Source organism: Peribacillus sp. FW305-BF15, from assembly GCF_058783805.1.
On record NZ_JBYSYV010000010.1, the window covers coordinates 161,033 to 182,206 of the forward strand.

20 protein-coding genes are annotated in these 21,174 nt (G+C 41.9%); 10 read left to right on the top strand and 10 right to left on the bottom strand.

Annotation, left to right across the window (positions count from 1 at the left end; genetic code table 11):
• Nucleotides 1-3: 3 nt before the first annotated feature.
• From AC3WLU_RS12960 to AC3WLU_RS12970, 3 genes are all read right to left on the bottom strand, one after another.
• The gene (locus AC3WLU_RS12960) at nucleotides 4-1,185 is read right to left on the bottom strand and encodes a DUF418 domain-containing protein (protein ID WP_492597355.1); all 1,182 of its coding nucleotides are present in this window, start codon (nucleotides 1,183-1,185) and stop codon (nucleotides 4-6) included.
• A 40-nt stretch (nucleotides 1,186-1,225) separates the two neighbouring features.
• Nucleotides 1,226-2,500, bottom strand: coding sequence for an MFS transporter (locus tag AC3WLU_RS12965; RefSeq protein WP_411739655.1), 1,275 nt, complete (start codon nucleotides 2,498-2,500; stop codon nucleotides 1,226-1,228).
• Between the two features lie 303 nt (nucleotides 2,501-2,803).
• Complete coding sequence (locus tag AC3WLU_RS12970; RefSeq protein WP_413003811.1) at nucleotides 2,804-4,396, bottom strand: long-chain-fatty-acid--CoA ligase; 1,593 nt, start codon at nucleotides 4,394-4,396, stop codon at nucleotides 2,804-2,806.
• A 223-nt stretch (nucleotides 4,397-4,619) separates the two neighbouring features.
• Between AC3WLU_RS12970 and AC3WLU_RS12975 the strand changes: the two genes are divergently transcribed.
• From AC3WLU_RS12975 to AC3WLU_RS13000, 6 genes are all read left to right on the top strand, one after another.
• On the top strand, nucleotides 4,620-4,841 hold the full coding sequence (locus AC3WLU_RS12975; RefSeq protein ID WP_063577089.1) for a spore germination protein: 222 nt from the start codon (nucleotides 4,620-4,622) through the stop codon (nucleotides 4,839-4,841).
• 22 nt (nucleotides 4,842-4,863) lie between these two features.
• Nucleotides 4,864-5,070 (top strand): spore germination protein GerPB, encoded by a 207-nt coding sequence (locus tag AC3WLU_RS12980; protein ID WP_063577090.1) that lies wholly within the window; start codon nucleotides 4,864-4,866, stop codon nucleotides 5,068-5,070.
• 83 nt (nucleotides 5,071-5,153) lie between these two features.
• The gene (gene gerPC / locus AC3WLU_RS12985; protein ID WP_063577091.1) at nucleotides 5,154-5,765 is read left to right on the top strand and encodes a spore germination protein GerPC; all 612 of its coding nucleotides are present in this window, start codon (nucleotides 5,154-5,156) and stop codon (nucleotides 5,763-5,765) included.
• Nucleotides 5,755-5,934 (top strand): spore germination protein GerPD, encoded by a 180-nt coding sequence (locus AC3WLU_RS12990; RefSeq protein ID WP_063577092.1) that lies wholly within the window; start codon nucleotides 5,755-5,757, stop codon nucleotides 5,932-5,934. The genes gerPC and AC3WLU_RS12990 overlap by 11 nt, the downstream gene beginning before the upstream one ends.
• 6 nt (nucleotides 5,935-5,940) lie before the next feature.
• A complete protein-coding gene (locus AC3WLU_RS12995) occupies nucleotides 5,941-6,348 on the top strand; it encodes a spore germination protein GerPE (RefSeq protein WP_063577093.1) in 408 nt (135 codons plus the stop codon).
• Between the two features lie 21 nt (nucleotides 6,349-6,369).
• Nucleotides 6,370-6,588 (top strand): spore germination protein, encoded by a 219-nt coding sequence (locus AC3WLU_RS13000; RefSeq protein WP_063577094.1) that lies wholly within the window; start codon nucleotides 6,370-6,372, stop codon nucleotides 6,586-6,588.
• A 46-nt stretch (nucleotides 6,589-6,634) separates the two neighbouring features.
• Here the strand turns inward: AC3WLU_RS13000 and trpB are convergent, their stop codons facing one another.
• From trpB to AC3WLU_RS13025, 5 genes are all read right to left on the bottom strand, one after another.
• The gene (gene trpB, locus AC3WLU_RS13005) at nucleotides 6,635-7,798 is read right to left on the bottom strand and encodes a tryptophan synthase subunit beta (RefSeq protein ID WP_413003807.1); all 1,164 of its coding nucleotides are present in this window, start codon (nucleotides 7,796-7,798) and stop codon (nucleotides 6,635-6,637) included.
• A gap of 129 nt (nucleotides 7,799-7,927) precedes the next feature.
• A complete protein-coding gene (addA, locus tag AC3WLU_RS13010) occupies nucleotides 7,928-11,662 on the bottom strand; it encodes a helicase-exonuclease AddAB subunit AddA (protein WP_492597356.1) in 3,735 nt (1,244 codons plus the stop codon).
• Nucleotides 11,655-15,155, bottom strand: coding sequence for a helicase-exonuclease AddAB subunit AddB (gene addB / locus AC3WLU_RS13015; RefSeq protein WP_492597357.1), 3,501 nt, complete (start codon nucleotides 15,153-15,155; stop codon nucleotides 11,655-11,657). Before addB ends, addA begins: the two co-directional genes overlap by 8 nt.
• Before the next feature lie 188 nt (nucleotides 15,156-15,343).
• Nucleotides 15,344-15,907, bottom strand: coding sequence for a signal peptidase I (gene lepB, locus AC3WLU_RS13020; RefSeq protein WP_053534099.1), 564 nt, complete (start codon nucleotides 15,905-15,907; stop codon nucleotides 15,344-15,346).
• Nucleotides 15,908-15,940: 33 nt separating this feature from the next.
• Nucleotides 15,941-16,555 carry a TVP38/TMEM64 family protein gene (locus AC3WLU_RS13025; RefSeq protein WP_034314626.1) on the bottom strand — a complete coding sequence of 205 codons (615 nt, stop codon included), beginning with the start codon at nucleotides 16,553-16,555 and terminating at the stop codon, nucleotides 15,941-15,943.
• 288 nt (nucleotides 16,556-16,843) lie between these two features.
• On the opposite strand from AC3WLU_RS13025, the gene AC3WLU_RS13030 reads away from it, so the two are divergent.
• The gene (locus AC3WLU_RS13030; RefSeq protein WP_034314629.1) at nucleotides 16,844-17,212 is read left to right on the top strand and encodes a YhjD family protein; all 369 of its coding nucleotides are present in this window, start codon (nucleotides 16,844-16,846) and stop codon (nucleotides 17,210-17,212) included.
• A 575-nt stretch (nucleotides 17,213-17,787) separates the two neighbouring features.
• Here the strand turns inward: AC3WLU_RS13030 and AC3WLU_RS13035 are convergent.
• Entirely contained in the window at nucleotides 17,788-17,982 is a 195-nt protein-coding gene (locus tag AC3WLU_RS13035; RefSeq protein ID WP_106026623.1) for a hypothetical protein, read from the bottom strand.
• 882 nt (nucleotides 17,983-18,864) lie between these two features.
• Here AC3WLU_RS13035 and AC3WLU_RS13040 point away from each other — a divergent pair.
• Nucleotides 18,865-19,704: a ComEC/Rec2 family competence protein gene (locus AC3WLU_RS13040; protein WP_191929106.1), complete on the top strand. Its 840-nt coding sequence runs from the start codon at nucleotides 18,865-18,867 to the stop codon at nucleotides 19,702-19,704.
• On the top strand, nucleotides 19,705-19,923 hold the full coding sequence (locus AC3WLU_RS13045; RefSeq protein ID WP_057275817.1) for a DUF3006 domain-containing protein: 219 nt from the start codon (nucleotides 19,705-19,707) through the stop codon (nucleotides 19,921-19,923). It begins immediately after the preceding gene.
• 90 nt (nucleotides 19,924-20,013) lie between these two features.
• On the opposite strand, the gene AC3WLU_RS13050 is transcribed toward AC3WLU_RS13045, so the two are convergent.
• The gene (locus AC3WLU_RS13050; protein ID WP_063577099.1) at nucleotides 20,014-20,577 is read right to left on the bottom strand and encodes a competence protein ComK; all 564 of its coding nucleotides are present in this window, start codon (nucleotides 20,575-20,577) and stop codon (nucleotides 20,014-20,016) included.
• 315 nt (nucleotides 20,578-20,892) lie between these two features.
• Between AC3WLU_RS13050 and AC3WLU_RS13055 the strand changes: the two genes are divergently transcribed.
• Complete coding sequence (locus AC3WLU_RS13055; RefSeq protein WP_048680068.1) at nucleotides 20,893-21,129, top strand: IDEAL domain-containing protein; 237 nt, start codon at nucleotides 20,893-20,895, stop codon at nucleotides 21,127-21,129.
• Nucleotides 21,130-21,174: the final 45 nt, after the last annotated feature.

Below are 21,174 nucleotides of genomic sequence, written 5' to 3' on the forward strand. Positions count from 1 at the left end.
TCCCTACCTGCGCATGACCGGCTTTTTACCATACGTAAAAAAACGCCATATATATTCAACCGGTCCGTATTCATAAAGGCCCATCCACAATAAGGAAAGCAGGATTTGCAGGCAAAACAGGGCTATTAGAAAAACAAATCCTGTCGTATATGAGACTGATCCATATAAACCAAGGCCATATGAATAAAAAATGCCCGTACATACCATCGATTGGAACAAGTAATTGCTCATCGACATCCTTCCGATATACGAAAGCGGATGTAACAGGCGGGAAGCCCCTGCCCGTTCCGCCAAAAGCGTGATTGCCGTGATATAAAAAATCGTAAGTAACGGTCCTCCCAAATAATCCTGGACGAATATCGTTCCAAAATGGTATACCGTCACATATGGCAGCATCTTAATTGACATGCCCAATAGCAAGCTTACGATCGATATCGCTTTCAATTGTCGTTTATATTGGGTTGGATTTTGGAGAAAGCCTTGTTTTGCCACGCCTGCTCCCATTAAAAAAAACGGAAAAATCGATAAAAAAAGGATAATGGCATTTAAAGGGTTGTTCACCATATACCAATCCAACGCCCTCTGACTCATCAGTTCCGTAAATGTACCAGATTGATAAACTTCCAAAGACTGTTTCATCATCGCCGAATCAGTCGTGATCGCCATCCCTTCACTATCAAAAGTGCCCATTATAAGAAATAGAGAACCCAATATTGCAAAAGGCAGGACATAACAAACCGAGCCAAGCAGAATTAAATTCCGGCCCTTCATCTTATAAAAAAACAAAAGTGCAAACCCAAATACAGCATAATTAATGAGGATGTCCCCATGCCAGATGAAGAAAGCATGAATACAGCCCAGTACTAGCAGGAAACTTAGCCTTTTGATATATAGTAACGGAAATGAAATACCCTTTTCTTCACTCCTTACTGCCAAAATGATTGCCCCGAAACCGAACAGAAAGGCAAATAACGGATAAAAGCTGGCCTGTGCGACTATATCACTGAATCTGTACAAAATCCCATCCCATCCTCCTGCCCACCGCTCGGCACCATCTATGTACAAGAGCGGGGAGTGGAAAGAAGGCATATTCACTAAAAATATCCCTAAAATGGCTAATCCACGTAAAATATCGATGCTTACGATCCGTTTACTTTCCTGCAATGGTACCATTGCGCCCTTCATAGGTACACCCTCTTTCATTCATACAGATTTAACATCTTTTCTATATCTCCATTGCATCACCTTTAACTTTCGTGACCGCTTTGTGCTTTTTTATCAGTATGACAAACAAGCTGCCCAATAAGCAAAAGATTCCTGCAAGGAAGAATGCCCATGTATAGGAGTTGAATATTTTGAAGATAAGCCCTCCACCGTACGCCGCCACTGCTGCACCCACCTGATGGGCCGCGAATATCCACCCGTATACGATCCCGCTTTTCTCCATGCCAAATACTTGCCTTGAAATGCTTATGGTCGGAGGAACGGTCGCTATCCAATCCAAGCCATAGAAAACGGAAAAGATAATCAATAGACCGATAGAACCTTCATTTAATGCAAAAGGAAGTAATACGAGGGAAGCACCCCTTAGAGCGTAATACCAAAACAACAGCCAACGGTTATCAAAACGATCTGATAGCCATCCGGATACAGTCGTACCAATCAAATCAAAGATTCCCATGAAAGATAGCAGAGATGCTGCCGTCACAACCGGTAAACCAAAACTAATGCAGTAAGAAATGAAATGTGTCCCGATCAACCCGCTCGTTGAAAGTCCGCATATAAAAAAGCTACCTGCCAATAACCAGAATTCCTTCACTCTCACTGCTTCAATCAACGACTGAAAAGCCATGGCGATGGGATTCTTATTTTGGACTGTAACAGTCTCCTGCTTTTCCTCTTCCAATCCATATGGAAGAGTCCCGACTTCCTTCGGATTGTTTTTCATGAATAAAAGGATGATTGCCAGCATGATCAAGCTAAGGACCAAAATTAATCCAATCGCCCATCTCCACGAATAACTCTCAATGATGATGGCTAAAACCGGAAGTAAAATGAGCTGGCCCGTGGCCGTACTTGCCGTCAGTATTCCGACCGCCAGCCCCCGTCTCTTCTCGAACCAACGATTTGCCACATATGGGCTCAATACCGTTAAAAACACTCCAGAACCCAATCCAATGATAATTCCCCAAATTAAAATGAGCTGCCACTCATGCTGCATGAAAAAAGTGAGGAGAATCCCGGCCAATAAAGTGGACATGGCCGATACCATCATTTTCTTCAATCCAAGCACTTCAATTAGTGCGGCCATGAATGGACCCGATAATCCATAAAGAAAAAGACTTATGGCAAAGGCTAAAGAAATGACGGACCGGTCCCACCCGAACTCATTTTCAAATGGTACGATGAATACTCCCGATGATGACCTAACGATTCCGGCTACAATAATCGAGAAGAATGTTATGATTAAAATGACCCAGCTATAATGAATACGTTTCAATGATCTCCCCCACAATCCAAAACTTTTAAAATCAACATAATGAAAAAAGAAAAATTATAATAATTTGAAATATTTTATAATAGTAACACTTTATCGTTAAACAAGAAGCTTTTTTTCAAAACAAATTCCAGTGTTCCTGATTGACCTTCCCTTATCCTACAATGGCTTGAGTTAGCGGCTTACATATCAGTGTCCACCTCGATCCTCCTTTCATCAGGATCGATATCTGCATAGCTTAATATGAAACCGAATTTAAACGGCAACAAAAAAATGCTGTTCATTTCTGAACAGCGTTAGCGAGCTTCAATTAACGAATCTGCCTGTTTTCCCCTTAGATTCCCAATAATCATTACGGAGATGGATTTTTTGTATTTTCCCCGATGCCGTTTTTGGAAGCTCATCGACGAACGACACACTGGTAACTGATTTAAAATGAGCTAATTTTTCCCGTGTGAAGGCCTTTATATCATCCACCGTTAATTCCACGCCCATTTTTGGCACGATGAAGGCATGCGGTGTCTCTCCCCACTTTTCATGCGGAACGGCAATGACCGCCGCTTCAAGAATGTCCGGATGTTCGTAGAGTATTCCTTCCACTTCTATTGAAGAGATATTTTCTCCGCCACTAATGATTATATCCTTTTTGCGGTCTACTATATCCACATTCCCGTTTTCATCGATTGTGGCCATATCCCCTGTATGCAGCCATCCATTTATCAGTGTCTGGCTGGTCGCTTCTTCATTTTTCCAATAACCTAACATCACTCCATGGCTGCGGACGATAAGCTCGCCGATATCCACGCCATCATGGGCAACTTCCTCACCATCGTCATGGATAACCTTTACCTCACTGCCTATGATGGGATATCCGGCTTTCGCCTTCATTCTGTATTTTTCTTTTTCCGGAAGATCATCGAATTCAGAACGAATCAGCGATATCAGACTGACAGGTGTTGATTCTGTCATTCCGTAAATTTGAATGAACTCCCAGCCTAACTCTTTTTCCACCCTTGTAACGAATGCAGGAGGCGGAGCGGAGCCTGCAACGACGATTCGGATATCCTGCTCGATATTCGAGACATTCCGCTCATAATATTGGAACAGTGAATTCAGAACCGTCGGTGCCATATGCATGATGGAAACCTTATGCTTTTGCAGTGCATTAAATATCATTTCTGGGCTGGTTTTCCTCAAACAAACTTGAGTGGCACCATTTGCCGTATAATAAAATGGCGCCCCCCACCCATTCACGTGGAACATCGGCAGTACGTGCAAATATGTATCGCGGTCATTGACCCTGAAATGATGCATCGCACCCAGGGCATGTAAATAGTTGTTGCGGTGAGTCAGCATTACCCCTTTGGGATTTCCTGTGGTCCCGCTCGTATAAAGGAGACTCGAAACATCATTTTCATCCACTGACTCCCGGTTGAAGCACTTGTTATCATAACGTTCCAGCCAATGGCTGTAATCGGTTTCATTTATCTCCTCATCCTTATAATGAACGATTATGTGCTCCACCGATTCAAGTTCGTCCTTGACAGGGGAAATTAGATGATACAATTCCTGATCTACGAAAAGGACCTTGGACTCGCTATGGTTCAAAATGAAAACATAATCTGCAGGCTTTAAACGGATATTCAAGGGAACGATTACAGCACCAAGTTGAAATACTCCATAAAAGCCTTCAAGCATTTCAATTGAGTTAGGTGCCAAATATGCCACCTTATCACCCTTTTTGACACCGATATCCCTTAAACCATTTGAAAGCTGGTTTACACGGCCATTCAGCTCTAAGTATGTTAAAACCTTGTCATCTCCAATGATGGCTTTCTTATCTCCATATAGTAAGGCTGCTCGATCTAAGAAATGCGATAATACTAATGGTACATTCATTTCCTCACCTCAAATTTTATTTGAAAATTCTGAATTAGCATTATATTACCATATCTGTTACCAACATTTCAATAATATCAGCTGTTGTTATATAACAATATATTAATAGGCAGATGAATCACATCAATCATGAGCCAACATACAATACAGTGAAACTCCCTTCAGTGATAGGCTCATGGCCTGAGATACATGGGGAAACCAGAATAAAAAAAGGGTGATTTTCTTGCCGGCCATCGTAGGAGTCGTTCAAGTCATCAACGTCGGTAGCAGTGGAATTGTCCATATTGGTGACGTCTTTAAAATTAGTCCATATTCCACATCAAAAACGTTTGCAGGTGCTGGCTCTTTCAATACAGGTGAATCCATATCCCTCTATAATGCCTATAGCACCACGAATACAAATGATACTGATGGTGTCGATCAGCCACTTGTCCTAAATCTCTAATGTTTTTAAGAAAGGAGTCAGCATGATCTTCAATATTCACCAGACCATACAAATCAATATGATAAAAATTGAAAGCATCGCCAATTCATCCGTTTTTCAAATAGGAAGTGCCGGAGTGATTAAACCATATTCCACATTAGCCAATACCGGTGGATTCACAGAGCCTGCTCCCCAACTTGAAGCTGATGTAACCCCATTACCCAGTTTCGTCCCATTTACATCCTCCTAGTTCATAGGCATTCACCTACATCCAACTTTTTCATATACTGTCATATATGAAATTAACATATTGTGAAGGTGAGGTGTTGAATCGTGAATCAGGATCTATATTCATATTCCATACAAATGCAGCGTTATCTTGAAGCCCAGGATAAACGGATCATGAAACTTGAACACGAACTCAAACGCCTGACAGATGAACTTGCCGAGCTGAAAAATAAACCGCCAATCCATGTTGATAAAATTGAATATAAATTCGATCAGTTAAAAGTCGAATCTTTGGATGGAACATTGAATATCGGTTTAAATCCAACTGACCTTAACAACATAGATGAATTTGCCGTCAACAACCAACCTGTTCAGCCTGCCCCTAACCTATTTCCAGGCAGGGAAATCGTCGTCCAGGAAATTCACAACGATATCCTTTCAGACTTGGAAAATATGATCACCGATGCTGAAAACCAACTGAAAACATCATTGGAACCCTCATATCATGACTTCATTAAGCAAGATGTCGAACGCCAGCTCCATCAACGCATCAATATGTATTTCGATAACCTTTCTTACGCGGAACGCGCTCCGCAGCAAAGGGAGAATATCAAGGAAAAGATCAGGGAAAAGGTGAAATCCGATATTCAAACTGCATTATTACAATTCATTACCCATTCACAAGCCGAGACAGGAGGAAATCCAAATGGAGTTTAATGTAACCAATCATCAGCTTTGTGTAGGAGATATCAAAATTACCGGTGTAGCAAGCTCTGCTTTATTTCTCATTGGGGATGTACAAACGGTCCAACTATCCTCAGCATTCGATACCCCGCCGGAATCTCTGATCATCGGGCCATTCGTACCGCTTACTCCAGAAGGGTAAAAAAACATGTTTTCAAGAATATCAAAAGTAAAATCTATATTTTCCGACACGGTATCTTTCAGCTCCTCCATGCAAATCGGGGATACCTCATATATTGACGGGAATTCCCTGGCTTTAGCCGTTCAAATGAAAAGTGAAACTTTCGACTCAGTCGATATTCATTTCGAGGACTATGACATTTTTAAGAGACCATTTTATATCCCAAGGTTGAATGAACCAGTCATATCAAGTTTTTCAAATCCGAATCCCTTCATACGGGTCGGCAATATCAATATAATCGGGGTATCAGCCTCATCTGTGGTTGGTGTGGGGAACGTAGGCCATGCACGTATGGAATCAAGAGTGAAGCATATTCGGGTGGTGCCTAAAGAAAACGAAGAGACGCCAATCGAGGATTCAACCAACAACACTTAAACTTTTAAAGGAGGGGTTCGTATGCCCGCCATTATCGGCCCGGTTCAAGTATTTAATGTCGCTCAAGGAAACCTGTTATTCGGTGATTGCGCCGTCATTTCCCCTAAGTCTTCCTCCAAATCGGTTAACGGATCCGGCTCAGGGAACACGGCTGCAATCGTTTTTACGGCCAATGGTCTGAACGGTAGCAATGTCCTTGATGTCAATGGGGTCGACCAGCCCATTACAGGGAATAATTAGTCAAAGGAAAAAGCCTCCCATCTCCAGGGAGGCTTTTAATTTCGGCCTATTTTTCTAACATGTTGAATACTTGCTCGACATCTTTGTCTCCCCTGCCTGATAAATTAACGATCAGTATATCATCCCTTGTTAACTCTTTAGCGAGCTTCATGGCGTGAGCTAGGGCATGTGAGCTTTCGAGAGCCGGAATGATTCCCTCTGTTTTGGATAATACCTGAAAAGCCTCAAGAGCTTCTTCCCCTTTTACCGTCACATACTCCGCTCGTCCGCTTTCTTTCAAAAAACTATGCTCGGGCCCCACGCTCGGGTAATCCAAACCTGCAGCTATAGAGAATGTTGGTTTTGGTTCTCCTTGTTCATCCACTAACGTCAAACTTTTGAATCCATGCAATACTGCCGGGACACCTTGCGAAATACTTGGGGCTTCAATCGGTTCTACACCAATTAAACGGACATTTTCTTCATCGAGATAATGAGCAAAAGCACCGATCGCATTACTTCCCCCTCCTGCACAAGCAATGATGGCAGTTGGCAGTTTTCCTTCCTTTTCAAGGATTTGGCGTTTTGATTCTTCACTTATGATTGATTGGAAATGTTTAACGATCGTTGGATATGGGTGTGGCCCCACTGCTGAACCAAGCAAGTAAAAAGTATTTTCATAGTTTTGCACCAAGTCATTCAATGCCTCATCAACAGCATCCTTCAATCGACCCTGTCCCTTTTCGACAGCTACGACTTTTGCCCCCAGCAATTCCATCCGAAAGACATTCAATGCCTGCCTCTCCGTATCCAGCTTACCCATATAGATCACACACTCCATGCCAAACATCGCACATGCTGTCGCAGTCGCCACACCATGCTGCCCTGCTCCTGTTTCTGCGATGATGCGTTTAGCACCCCTTCGTTTAGCGAGCAGGATTTGTCCGATCGCATTATTAATTTTATGAGCACCTGTATGGTTCAGATCTTCACGCTTCAAGTATATTTTTGCCCCGCCAACCTTTTCCGTTAAATTCTTTGCAAGTGTTAACGGGTTTTCGCGTCCGACATATTCTTTCAGATAATATTGGAACTCCTCAATGAATGCCGGGTCATCCTTATATTTCAGGAATTCCGTTTCTAAAATATCCATAACTTCCTGAAGTTCACCCGGTATAAAGCTTCCACCGAACTCACCAAAGTATCCCTTGCTCTTGATCTCACTCGTCATACTCTTCTCTACTCCTTTAAAAAGGTATTTTTCTCCACTAGTATATAGTAAGCATTTACATCTTTTCAAACTATTCTGTTTATTCAACCGAAAAGAAGCGTCCCACATCAATGGGACACTTCTTCTCTCTTATACTTCCAATAAATGCGAGCCGTCAAAGAAAAACAAGTAACGGCCGGTTACCTTCTTATTCATTATTCCCTCAACAGCCCTCGTATAAAGCTGAAGCTGCATCTGGTATCGATCGGCAAGAATCCCTTTAGCCCCTTCGAACCCGCTTGCAAAACGGCCGGTGATCGTATCCGTTTTATAGTCGAGAAGCACAAGACCTTGTTCATCCTCAAAGATACAATCAATCACCCCTTGGATAAGGACTTCTTCATCTCCAGCTGTCCAATCGCTGTAAGCTTCCTTTGCAGGCAGCGACATGGTAAATGGCACTTCACGGCGAATGCTTTCGGCCCTCTGCATTCTTTGGCCGATTTCACTCTCGAAGAAATCGACGATCGTCTCCGGATCCACAGCTTCTTTCTGTTCCTCCGTCAACAGCTCACGTTGAATCAGATCAATGATCAGTTGCTGAATCGATTGAATGGTAATCTCTTTAGATAGATCAATATGCTGCATGACTAAATGTGTAATCGTACCCCTTTCAGCAGGAGTCAGTGACTTTTCTTGCATGAAAGTCGGCCGCTTCGTGATAGGCCGCTTAAATTTACGCAACAGCTCTGTGGAGCTTTGCTCGTCCTTAAGTTCATATTGACGTTTTAATTCAGAAACGGATTGCTTGGAACGATACACCGTCGCCTCATGCTCGGGGTACTCCCATTCCAGCTGTTCCTTGATATCATCATAAAAATCGGAAACGATGCCGACCTTCTCCGATTTCTGGACATGTTCAAGCATTTGCTCTTGAACCAGTGCCTCTTCCTCATCCAGAACAGCAAGCTCTTCACTTGGAATGACGGAAATGGACCAATTCGATGGATGCGACTCCATTTCCAGGCCAAGACCTGCAGCACCAAGAGAATCCCGATGTCGGACAAGGGATGGACCAATCCAATCAAGATAACTTTTTGCACCTGCCCGTACATAGTCCTTCAATAGCCAATCTCCATGTGCCGCATTACTTTCCCAGTTCTGCTGCGTTTTTTCTGCATCATTGATACTGGCAATCAAATAAAGCTTTTCCTTAGCCCTTGTTAGCGCCACGTAGAGGACACGCATCTCCTCGGCAATTAATTCAAGCTGCTTTTTTTTCTTAAAAGCCAATTGAGGGAGGGATGGATAAGTTATCCGTAATTCGGAATTCACGTACTTTGCCGCAAAGCCATAATCTTTATCCAGTAAATAGGACTTTCGTAAATCCATCATATTGAATTGCTTGGAAAGACCGGCAATGAACACGATCGGGAACTCAAGCCCCTTTGACGAGTGAATTGTCATCAGCCGGACTACATCTTCCTGTTCCCCTAAAGCCCGAGCTGCCCCTAAATCATCTCCACGTTCTTGCATCCTTTCTATGAACCGCAAGAAACGGAACAGACCGCGGAAAGAACTTGCTTCATATTGCCTTGCCCTGTCATACAGCGCTCGTAAATTGGCCTGACGCTGTTTGCCGCCCGGCATCCCACCTGCAAAATCATAAAACTGCGTTTCGCGGTATAGGAGCCAGATTAGATCTGATAATGCCTCCTGCCTGGCAAGCTTCCGCCACTTCACTAGTTTTTTATAAAAAGCAGAGGCTTTTTCATAAAGCCCCGGATGTTCTTCAGGGTCACTCTTTCTGTAAAAATCAGCTAGTGCTTCGTAATAGCTTCCTGTATGGAATAAACGCACCTTTGACATCTCTTCTTCATCCAACCCGACGATAGGTGAACGGAGAACGGAAGCCAATGGGATATCCTGTTGCGGATTATCAATCACCTTCAATAAGGAAATCATGATGGCCACTTCGGTCGCTTCAAAATACCCCGTGGATAAATTGGCATATACTGGAATTCCCTGCTTTTTAAATTCCTCCATGATTTGCGGTGCCCATGGCATTGAACGAAGAAGAATGACCATGTCCCGATAGGTGGCAGATCGGTACCTTTTGGTTTTCGTATCATATATCCGATGCTTTTCGCTTATAGCCTTTTTAATGAGCTTGGCCATCTGCCTTGCTTCGAGCTGCGCTTTTTCAAGCTCCTCGGCCTCAAATCCGCCATCATATCCTTCCATCTCCGAATGAGCTTCAGGATCGGCTGCTCCATCAATTAAATGGAGTTCGATCGGGTATGGATCGTCTTCGGGATATGGGGCACCTTTTTTCAATTGGGCATCTTCATCATAATCAATCTCACCGACTGTAATGCCCATCAACTGTTGAAACAAGAAATTGGTCCCATCAAGAACTTCCTTTCGGCTCCGGAAATTGCGGTTTAAATCAATTTTCAGTCCGGAATCAACACCGTCATGGGTAAATCGTGTGTATTTTCCAAGGAAGAGATTCGGTTCTGCAAGCCTGAACCGGTAAATGGACTGCTTGACATCGCCTACCATGAAAAGATTCCCATCATATTCTCCGTCAGCCGTCACCAATTTTAAGATCGATTCCTGAACCAGGTTCGTGTCCTGGTATTCATCCACTAGTACCTCTTTGAACTGGTTCCTGTATTCGATGGCTGCCGCTGAAGGTTTTCGTTCACCATCCACCGTTTCCCCTGTCAAAATTTGAAGACAATAATGTTCCAAATCGGCGAAATCCACCAAATTCTTTTCTGCTTTTGCAGCAAAGAATCTTTCGTCAAACCGTTTAACAAGCATTACAAGTGTATCGACATAACCCTTAAGCTCCCTTATATCCCGTAGGTAGCTTTCCGGTTTCCGGGAAAATAACTCTTCCTGTAACGATTTGATGATCTTCTTGGCCTTATCCCGGTACTTGGTAGCCTCATCAGCCACTTCCTTGATAAAATCTGCACCGGTAAGGCGTTTTGCCGTCCCGAATTTCACGTTTTGGATTTCCTCATAAAGTGCATTCCAGGATTGGTCCTTCACTTCCGAAAGTTTAGTAACCATTGCAAGATCGGCTAGATAGTTCTCAGCCCTTGGAGCCGGCCCCCCAGGGATTTTTGTCAACGCAAGCGAGCGTTCCAATAAATCCCTGGCCGTGTCCAATTGTAAACCAATATCGAACTTCAATGAATCGATAAACGAAAGATCATCAATCCCATCATCATCTGCCAGCTCATACATGCTGGCGGCACCATCGAGCCATCGGTCCGGGTTTGGATTCGATTGCGAAAAATCATGCAGCGACCGAACGATATTCTGAAGTGCATCATCATTTCGATCGCTTGTGAAAGCATCGACCAAATTAAAGAACTGTTCGTTATCACTTTGGCCATACTGCTCCTCGAAAAGCTCTTCCATCACTTCATCACGGAGCAGCTGGATCTCCGTTGAATCTGCAATCCGGAAGCCTGGGTCGATATCCGTAAGATAATAATACTTCCTGATCACCTCTAGACAAAACGAATGGAGTGTGGAAATCGAAGCACGATTAATCAAGCTCAACTGCTTACGTAAATGCTGTGAATGCGGATTATCATCGATCGCTTTTTCTAATGCCTCACTTACCCGATGGCGCATTTCGGCAGCCGAGGCATTGGTGAATGTAACCACGAGCAGTTCATCAACATCGATTGGATCTTCTTCTGAAATGACTTTTTGAATGATCCGATTGACCAGTACCGCTGTTTTCCCTGAACCCGCAGCGGCCGCAACCAGGATGTCCTGATCTTTAGCCCATATTGCCTTCCATTGATCTTCCGTCCAAGTCACGTCTCCCGGCAGAGCAGGAATTTTCGTTTTACTCATCGCTCTCCCCCTCTCCCCTTAATAGCTCAAGAACGTCATTTTGTTTCTTCTGTGCCAAATTCCTGAATTGGTTCTCCTCCAGTGACTGGTCGAATTGGCATACAGATTTAAAGGAACAGAAGGTACACGGCGTTTTTTCCTTTAATTTGTATGGAGTAATATCCACATCACCATCGACCATTCGATCTCCAGCCTCCTGATAAATACGGCGCACATGATGATTCAGAAGCGAAAACTCCTCCCTGCTGGCAACTTTGGAAGCCGCCAGGAGCGATCCGTCCTTTTTAAATCCAGCTGGAATGATATCCGACTTACCCGAATTTTCAATATCAAGCGAGGTATCCATCAACTGAATGACATTTGAATGGTCCAGTACAAGTCCATTCATTTTAAAGCTTTTATAAATTTCTTCTTCAATTTTATCCAAACTGAGCATTCCCTTTGATTTGACAACGGGATTATGCACATGAAAATACAAAACTCCGGCTGGAATCGCTTCTTTTCCAATCAGCGACTTGGAATGGGTGACGACGATATCTAGGTATGTCAACATTTGCAGCGCTAGTCCATAATATACTTCACTCATGTTCAGTTCCTTTTCACTCGACTTATAATCGAGCACACGCAAATAGACACCCTCATCTTCTTCCGCTTTATCCACGCGGTCGATCCGCCCGATCAATTCCATCTTCGTACCGTTTTTCAAAGTGAAAGAAAGTGGCGGCAGCTCGCCATTTTTTCCGAATCCAAGTTCTAATCCGATCGGAGCAAAACCGCTCGCCTTTGCATGTTCACTTAATACGATCGAGGCACGTCCAATCACGTGTTCGAGTTTCCTGCGTAAATAGTGATGGCGGTTCGTACTTAACAAAATCTGATTTTGGAGTTTAGGAGCAAGTCTCTCCACAGCAATTCTGGCCAGCTCCAAGCATTGTTCCGGGGTCAATGTAGACCAAGGAATATCATGTTCCTTCAAGTAATCGGAAATCATTTTCAACGCTCCATGGAACATCTCGCCTATATCCGGGGCATCCAAACGGAAAATCTGCCTTTCCCTCAATTTCAAGCCATGAGCCGCATAATGGGAAAACGGGCAGCTATTGAACATTTCCATCCTGGATACACTCGTAAGAATGCTCTCACCGTATAATTGCTTACTTGTTTCCTCAGTTAATTTCTTTGTCCTATTTTGATAAAAAAGGCTCGATAAAACCTTAGTTGCTGAAGGACCGGCCATTTCATCATCAATAATGGCATTATATACATCCCACCATAGTGAATGGATTGGATAGTTCCTTTTCTTCAGCTGCAATTGAGCAGCCAGGTACGAAAGGGCAACATCATGATTCGCTGCATATTTCACCTGTTCCTCTGCAGACAGATCGGACGGATCGTTCATATAATACACATCGGAAACATTAGGCAATACGTCCCTTACCCGTTTCAAATAGGATGAAGGCAAAAGCGCCTTCCCTTCCTCATCGGCAAGCGGATATGATAAATAAAGGGCCTCGGTAGGCGTAGTGAATGCTTTGTACGCTGTGAACTCCTCATCCAGCAGGCGCACTTTCGAACTTGGGGCAACATCAAGTCCACCAGCCAGCAGCACATCACGATCACTATCTGAAAATATCCCGTCAGATACTGCTTTTCCCGGCAGAACCCCTTCGTTCAATCCGATAACAAAAGCTGTCTTCACATCATCCAGGCGGGATAAATCTAGATTAGCGACTAATACTTGGTCAATTGCCGGCGGTACCAAAGAAAATTCAAGAGACTCCAAACCAGCTTCAATGATTACCGCAAACTGTTTCATGGAAAGCTCTTCCCCGCTCAGCAGTTCAACGAATTGGTCCAATAGGTCGACAACCGCATTCCATGTTTGCTCATGCTCTCTTGCCGATACCAAATCACCTGCTTCTCCTGCCTCCAGTTTCAGCTTTTCCAATTTTTCCGGTATATGCAATTCTTCAAGATATAGATAAAGGGCTTCACACAATTCCCTGCCATTAGCAGCCTTTTTAGCCCGTTTTGAGAGCCTCAAGATGGGCTCGGTAAATAATTGCTTCATTTCATTCAGCTCTTGCTCAAGCATCATTTCCTTATCCGTTTGGTTCCGGTCCTCGAGTTCCAGACCGCGGAAGCGCCGGTAGGTCCAACGATCTTTGGACGTCCACCCGCTTCCTTTAATGCCGCGGGCCAGCACATAGTTTTCCAGCTTATCTACCTGTTCACGCATCCGGTCGTGGTTTTTTTGCAACGGAAATAGAAGCTCCGTCTTGATTGCACGAAATACCGGTTCATAACGCCAATAGCCATTGATGATCTCCAAAGTCGAACGAATCAGTTCAATCAGAGGATGATTCAGCATCGTCCGTTTGGAATCGACGAACAAGGGAATTTGATAATCCCGAAAAACGGTTTGTAAAATATCTGCGTATGCTTCCCCGTTACGGACTAAAATCGCAATATCACGGAAACGGTGCTGTTTCTGTCTGACCAGCGACAAGATATCCCGGGCAACTCCTTCAATCTCAGCTCTGCGGTTAACTGCCTGGGCGATCGTTACATCAGGTGACTGCTGCTCAAACGTTCGTGCAGGACGAATGGAAAAATAAGTTTCCAGATGATTCAGCCCCGGACTCTTTCCAAACCTTTCCGATCTTTTTAAGATTCGATCTTCTGAAATCGGTATGCCATTCCTCAAACCAGCCTGATATAGGTGATGATAAAGGTTTCCCGTTTGCCTGAACAATTGCAAATCATCCGGAGCATATTGCCTGTAGGGCTGATCTAACGTCAGCGAGACCGTTACACTCCTGCACAGCTTCATCATTTCTTCAACAATCAATAATTCCTGTGGAGTCAAGCTATAAAAACCATCGATATATATATCCGCATTCCTTATATATGAAGACTCTGACATTTTTTCGATCAGCAAAGTGAAATAATCTTCGGAGTCTAAATATTTATTGACCATTTCATCCTCAAAAGCCTGATAGACCAATTCAAGATCATGCAGTTTATCCTGAATGCCGCTGCCGGCCTGTGAGGTTTCAGCCAAATAGTTTTGAATGTCATCAGGTTGGATGCAATACTGCTTGAACTCAGCCAGCATCAGCTCCATCTGTGCAATGAACCCCTGCTTATCAGCAGATCGACTGAACATCTTTAAATCTTCCTTTTTATCATCCATGATCTTCCGTATCAGCATATTAACGCCAACACTGTCCAGATGCAGCCGGCTCATCCCCCCGGTTTCCTGAAGAACGCGCCAAGCAAGCCTGCTAAAACTGAAAACCTGTGTCCGGATCATTCCGGCAAGGCCTGGTGTTTTAATTAATTTATATTCAGATAGAAACGTCATCTGATCAGGAACGAGGTAGATAATTGGATTTCCTTCGGGATCTTCTGCCAATTTAGAGCGGATTTCGTCCAATATATTCGAAGTTTTCCCTGTACCCGATCTTCCCAGTAAAAAACGGAGTGACATCTCTTTTCCCCCTTACAACATAATATCTAGATCCATCATACCAGAAATACTTTCGTCTTTATGACTAGGTTTCTGTTTCCAATTAGATTTACTTTCTATTATTTTACCGTCTCCCTTAAAAAAACACCAATCGTACGTTCGCGTTTCCCCCAAAAGAAAAAGCCCGCATCTTACTCGGGCTTCCACAATCACTCACCTGTAAACTTAAAATTGAAATCATTGACCGGCCAATATCGAACATCCACTTTACCGACAACATTTTCTACCGGTATATAACCAAAGTGGCGGCTGTCAGCACTTTCAAGACGATTATCACCCATGACAAAAAGCTTGCCCTCCGGAACTTTGGTCATATCCGTCAATTCTTTTAATGTAAAATCACCTGTAAAATCCTGTCCTGGGAAACCTTCCTTGAATTTCTCAAGATAAGGCTCATCCACTTTCTTACCATTTACGTAAAGCCAATCATCTTTATAACGAATACGGTCACCTGCAACCCCTATAACCCGCTTAACATAATCTTCTTGTGAATTTGCATGAAAAACAATAATGTCAAAACGGTTGATATCATGAATCTGGTAATTGATTTTATTCACGACAAGTTTATTTCCATCTTCAAGGGTCGGCTGCATCGACTTTCCTTCAACATCATAGCTTGAAAAGAGAAATGTACGGATTAAGATGTAAATAACAAAAGCTATCATCGCTGGTTTTATCCAATCGGATAAAGAATTCTTGTTTGTTTTTTCCATCTAGTTCAACCCCTACTGCATTTATATATTAATTTATTGCCCTTCTTCTCTCTTCATGCTTTTATTTAACCGGACTTCCAGCCTTTTCCCAACATACCATAGGATAAAGATGACGATTCCGATAATGATCGTTCGCACAGGTTTATGAATCAATGATACTAAATCATAACCTACGAAGCTGATCGTAAAAATCATCACCGCCTTCCCTCCAACTACTGCAAGTCCATATTGCAGGGTACTGACTTTTGAAAGTCCTGCCACGATATTAACGATAGCCGAAGGTGTAAAAGGGAAGCAGAGCAATATGAACAAAGGACCGAATCCATGGCTCTCAACCCATACCATCAACCTCTGCACCTGTTTATGTCTTTGCAAAAATCGAAAAAACCTCATTTGACCATATCTTCTAATAATCCAAAAGATCAAAAAGGACCCCGCTACCGCACCAATCCAAGAAAATAAAAACCCCCACCAGAGACCAAATGCCGTTGCATTGGCAAGCACGAACACCACTAAGGGCAAAAAAGGCAAAAAAGCTTCCAGCATCGGCAGTAAGATTCCGGGAATTGGACCGAATGAGCGATATTGCTGAATAAGTGCCGATATATGATCAAGTGTAAACCACTCACGTATAGTATCCAAATCCATAATTATCTCCCTCGACATGCTGCCATCAAAGCAGCATAAACTTATTAAAAACCGTTTATTTTAGATATATCACTTTCCCCCGAAATTGCAAGAATTATTATCCATATATCTTCATACTTTCCCTATCTCCGGAAAACATAATCTTGTTAACGAATATTTCTAGATTTATCAAAACTGCTTGCATAACCACTGAAAATACATTAGGATAAAAACGGAACAAACGTTCTTATTTTTGCGGGATATACATATTAGTATTAAAAACGCGCTATTTAGAAAGGGGCGGTCATGATGACCCGCATTCCAGAAGGTGACCGAAATATGATTGAAAAAGCCATCTACCTCCCTATGGTTATTACAGTCTTAAACCGGGATCTCAAGGTCATCGAAATTAGTCCGTTTAAATTAAAAAGGCCCTATTCGGAGCTGGTGGAACATATTTTAAAAGTGGTTCAAGACGAACTTGCCGAAGTACGGCGCTATTTGCGCAAAGAGAATATTAAAGTTAGTGAAATCAAACGCGATGAATCCTTCACGATGTATTGTTTTTTATATAAAGGATACGAGGAACATCATAATTATTTCAATCCCCGCCTTCGCAACAAAACCGAAGACTTGTTATGTTATTACTTTTTCGAAAAAAAACCCTCAAGGGATTAACGGGTTAAAAGGGAGCCTTCCGGAAGGATACAAATTCCCTTGGATGTAAAAAGGTTGACCATAAAAAAGCATCGCATCTTTCCTGGCATAAAGGTAAGGGAGTCTTTCATGATCAAGATCGATTAGACTCACTTACCTCCATTCCCCCTGTTTGAATATTCCATAACATCATAATTTAATTGGCTAGTTCAAACCAAGGCATAACCTATGTAATCAAGTGCATACTGAATATCCTTTTAACATTTAAGTTTTAAGTCTCTTTAAATGAAAGTTAATTACATGCTCCATGACAAAGGTTGGAGTGGCACCCGTTATGATCGACTCATCATATTGAAGAAAAGGATAGGAAAACAGTCAGCTTCGACAAATCGATGTAAAAGTAACCAATATCATGATCCGCCGCAGAATGTAACACGTATTCATGATTTGCCCTGATTGATTGCCGTCAACCATTCCCTGCATCGAAAGAATGGAAATTCCTTTAGGACGATGGGACGCTTAAAAAGCCCATGTTATCCTTTGTTGGATCAAGCTCTCGCATGTCGGATGAAATGTCTGCCATGGATTTCAGATAGTTAATATCTTCTTCCAAAAATACCTTTTACATTTAACTGCGTTACTTCAAGTTCCCTCGTAATGGCATCCTTCATTAAAAGTTTGCTGTATGCATAGCATCGCCTTTGTTCCTGGTGATTAAACGGCAGAATATCGACGCTGCATCCTTCTGGTATATTACCCTCTTCCCTATTAAAGGAACCGAGGACTGCCAATAGCCCCTTCTCCACTTCTTGTTACACAAGCCGTTTGCACAATTACTGCTCACTGATTAAGGCAACAGTTTCGACGAAATTGTCCTTAACGATTAAAAGGTCTGGCCCGTTTGTTCATTATTAAGCGACATTTAATTTCCATTCATCTATTATAACTATACGTCTAAACTATCATTTTAGTGTCAGTACAACGTTATTAGGAAAGATGTTAATTGCATATACATACCTAGTATTATCTACTAGTAACAACCTCTTTATATTAAATGTATAAAGCAAAAAGAATTTCCAGAAAAACAAAATCATTTGTGAAATACTGAACAAAAGATACATTATCGGTGTCTATTATATTATGTATTATGGAGTCAATCATTAAGGAAACTTATACTCATCCCTAATTTCTTATGATAACCATTCAATATTTTATTTGCATGGTTTAATTTGTAGCCAAAAGGGTTCCTATCTAAATTTTAAACCAAAGTTGCTTGGAACGAAGGGTGCAAACGCGCCGAGAAGGCTCACGGACCGCCCGCGGAAAGCGAGTGCCTCGAGGGTAATCAACGTTTAAATTGTACAATCCTAAAAAACAGAAACAATCCTCTTTAACAAAATATTTTGTTGGTAATCCTAACTTTCTACACAGCCTGCTCCTTGAATATATGCCAACTTCACACTCTTTTCTGAGAGAAATAGATTTTTTATTGATTGATTCTTTAAAATAATGGCATTACATTTTCATTCAAGAGATTAATCATAAATACCCAGGGGCATTTTCCCTAACCATAAATCCAAACAACACCTTCCTTTTTTTACCACAAATTAAAACCGTGTCAATATTCCCATTTTTCCGGTTACACATGGTAAATTATTAACTGGAGGGGAAAAATGAAGAAAATAAATATTCTACTGGTGGCTGTTCTTGTTTTGTCTTTATTCACTGGACTTAAAACAACTGAGGCAGCCTCAAATGTAAAGGTACATTTCATCAACGTTGGACAAGGAGATTCAATCCTGATACAAACCGGTAATGAAAACGTTTTAATCGATGGCGGCGGTAAAGGAAAGGGCGACGAGGTTGTTGCCTACCTAAAAAAACAAAAGGTAAAAACACTTACTGCATTAGTTTCCACTCACCCAGATGCGGATCATGTTGGCGGTCTTGCTCATGTGATTAAATCGCTTAATGTAAAATCTGTGTATGCCCCTAAAGTTTCACATACTACCCAGGCATACAAAGACTTTTTAACGGCTGTCAAGAAGAAGAAGCTTACAATAAAAAAAGCGAAGACGGGCGTGGAAATCAACACTAAAGCAAAGGATAATTCCCTTAAATTCATTGCACCTGTTAAGGACTATGCTAAGTCTGACTTAAATAATTGGAGTGCTGTCCTGTTGCTTAAACACGGCAAAAAAACATTCTTGTTTACAGGTGATGCCGAAGAAAAAGCAGAGAAGGATATGCTGGCTAAAAAACTGGTACCAAGTGTGGATGTACTTAAAGTAGGCCATCATGGTGCAAAAACATCGACAAGTTCAGCTTTCATTAACAAAACAAAACCGAAATATGCTGTAATCAGTGTAGGGAAAAATGGCTATGGGCACCCTACTTCCACTGTTATAAAACGGTTGAATTCAGTGAAAGCCAAAACTTATCGCACAGATAAATCAGGTAACATTATTTTTACTTCTACAGGTCAGAAAATTACTGTAAAGACGGTGAAATAATTGGTACAAGGAATTATTGATCGCTTCGAAGGAAAGATCGCTGTCGTTGAAATCGATGGTGGTGACATGAAGGATTTCCCTAAAAGCGCTCTTCCCAAGGGAGCAAAAGTAGGAGATATGCTGATTATCGATGGTGATACCATCACCATTTCCAAAGAAGGAACTGAAAAATTAAGAAAAGAAATTGACGATTTAATGGATGAATTATTCGAAGATTGATTCCAGGGCCCTTCTTTAATAAGAAGGGCTTGCTTTAAATTTGATTATTCCCGTTTGCATTCTTCTCTGATTTTTCCCCTGAACCCTCTCTTATCGCGGTATATACTTTGAGATTACCTCTGAAGCCTTGACTCCATTAGCATCAGTGAACAGATAAAAGGATTTCCTCTTTGTTTCCTCAATCCTCTGGATCAATTTCGTTTTTAAAAAAGAGGTCCGGTGCAGCTGGTTTTCGAAAGAGCTGCATGACACTGCTATATCGATGGTTTGTCTATTCCTGAATGTGATGGTTGTATGTTTGGAATCCAGGCGCTCATAGGATACCACATGTTCATGTGATAACCAGATGCATTGAGGACGTAACGGAGATGTAGTTGGAAAGAAGAATATCGAACTGGTCGGATCAATCGCGATCGGTGCTTTATGTGTGATGTTTATGAGCTGTTTCGTGCCTTGCTTGCGTCCTTCATAACTTGATCCGAAGAACTCGCAGCTTTTCTTTATTATTTCCATAGGTTTAAACGGGGAGATGAACTCGTCCTCCATTTCAATGATACGGGCATATATTTTACTGCCGTAATTAATTGGCGCAACCATTAGTGTATGTGGCGTGATTTCATATTCCTCGATGATTCCCTGATTGTTTTCCTTCATTTTTAATCCACCTCTTCCTCATTGCTAAACATCGCTATCACTTTCCAAAGCTTATATTCTTAATTGCTTGTACCCTTCCATTCCTGTCCAAGAAGAGTGAAGGGGGATAGTAAATGTATGTTAAATTACTCACTATAATAGCATAGACCTTAAACATATAAAGCAAGTTCACAAAAAATTTGAAATTCTTTTATATAGTGGCTTTTTCGTCATCTAAACGACACATTCTCTATCATAATTTAAATTTTTTAAATTTTCAGTTGATTTTATCCGCTCAAATCCATATAATAATAAAAAGGGTCAGGGGTGGTAACTTTGAAAAATGAAAAATCTTATTCAGAGTCAGTGAAGTCCTTATCAATGAGCGAAATGAAAAACGATGCCGTGGTTCAGGAAATGTTAATTGATATGATTATTCAGGAAGCCGTCCTTACTACCAAAAAGAATCTCCTTGCAAAACAGATCGATGATGCCTTGGATATGAAAAACAAACCTTTATTCTTAAAACTAAGTTCTGAAATGAACGTTTTACTAAAACAATTTGGAAATTAACATTCATGATCAAAAAAGCCTCCCATAATGTCGGGAGGCTTTTTT

Bases quoted from the DNA above. Each gene is read 5' to 3' on its own strand.
- AC3WLU_RS13025 (WP_034314626.1), bottom strand. From the start codon at position 16,555: ATGGATTTGGATACTATACGTGAGTGGTTTACACTTGATCATATATCG.
- AC3WLU_RS12960 (WP_492597355.1), bottom strand. From the start codon at position 1,185: ATGAAGGGCGCAATGGTACCATTGCAGGAAAGTAAACGGATCGTAAGC.
- AC3WLU_RS12995 (WP_063577093.1), top strand. From the start codon at position 5,941: ATGTTTTCAAGAATATCAAAAGTAAAATCTATATTTTCCGACACGGTA.
- addB (WP_492597357.1), bottom strand. From the start codon at position 15,155: ATGTCACTCCGTTTTTTACTGGGAAGATCGGGTACAGGGAAAACTTCG.
- AC3WLU_RS13050 (WP_063577099.1), bottom strand. From the start codon at position 20,577: ATGAAGGAAAACAATCAGGGAATCATCGAGGAATATGAAATCACGCCA.
- addA (WP_492597356.1), bottom strand. From the start codon at position 11,662: ATGAGTAAAACGAAAATTCCTGCTCTGCCGGGAGACGTGACTTGGACG.
- AC3WLU_RS12990 (WP_063577092.1), top strand. From the start codon at position 5,755: ATGGAGTTTAATGTAACCAATCATCAGCTTTGTGTAGGAGATATCAAA.
- AC3WLU_RS13030 (WP_034314629.1), top strand. From the start codon at position 16,844: ATGACCCGCATTCCAGAAGGTGACCGAAATATGATTGAAAAAGCCATC.
- AC3WLU_RS12980 (WP_063577090.1), top strand. From the start codon at position 4,864: ATGATCTTCAATATTCACCAGACCATACAAATCAATATGATAAAAATT.
- AC3WLU_RS13040 (WP_191929106.1), top strand. From the start codon at position 18,865: ATGAAGAAAATAAATATTCTACTGGTGGCTGTTCTTGTTTTGTCTTTA.
- AC3WLU_RS13000 (WP_063577094.1), top strand. From the start codon at position 6,370: ATGCCCGCCATTATCGGCCCGGTTCAAGTATTTAATGTCGCTCAAGGA.
- trpB (WP_413003807.1), bottom strand. From the start codon at position 7,798: ATGACGAGTGAGATCAAGAGCAAGGGATACTTTGGTGAGTTCGGTGGA.
- AC3WLU_RS12970 (WP_413003811.1), bottom strand. From the start codon at position 4,396: ATGAATGTACCATTAGTATTATCGCATTTCTTAGATCGAGCAGCCTTA.
- lepB (WP_053534099.1), bottom strand. From the start codon at position 15,907: ATGGAAAAAACAAACAAGAATTCTTTATCCGATTGGATAAAACCAGCG.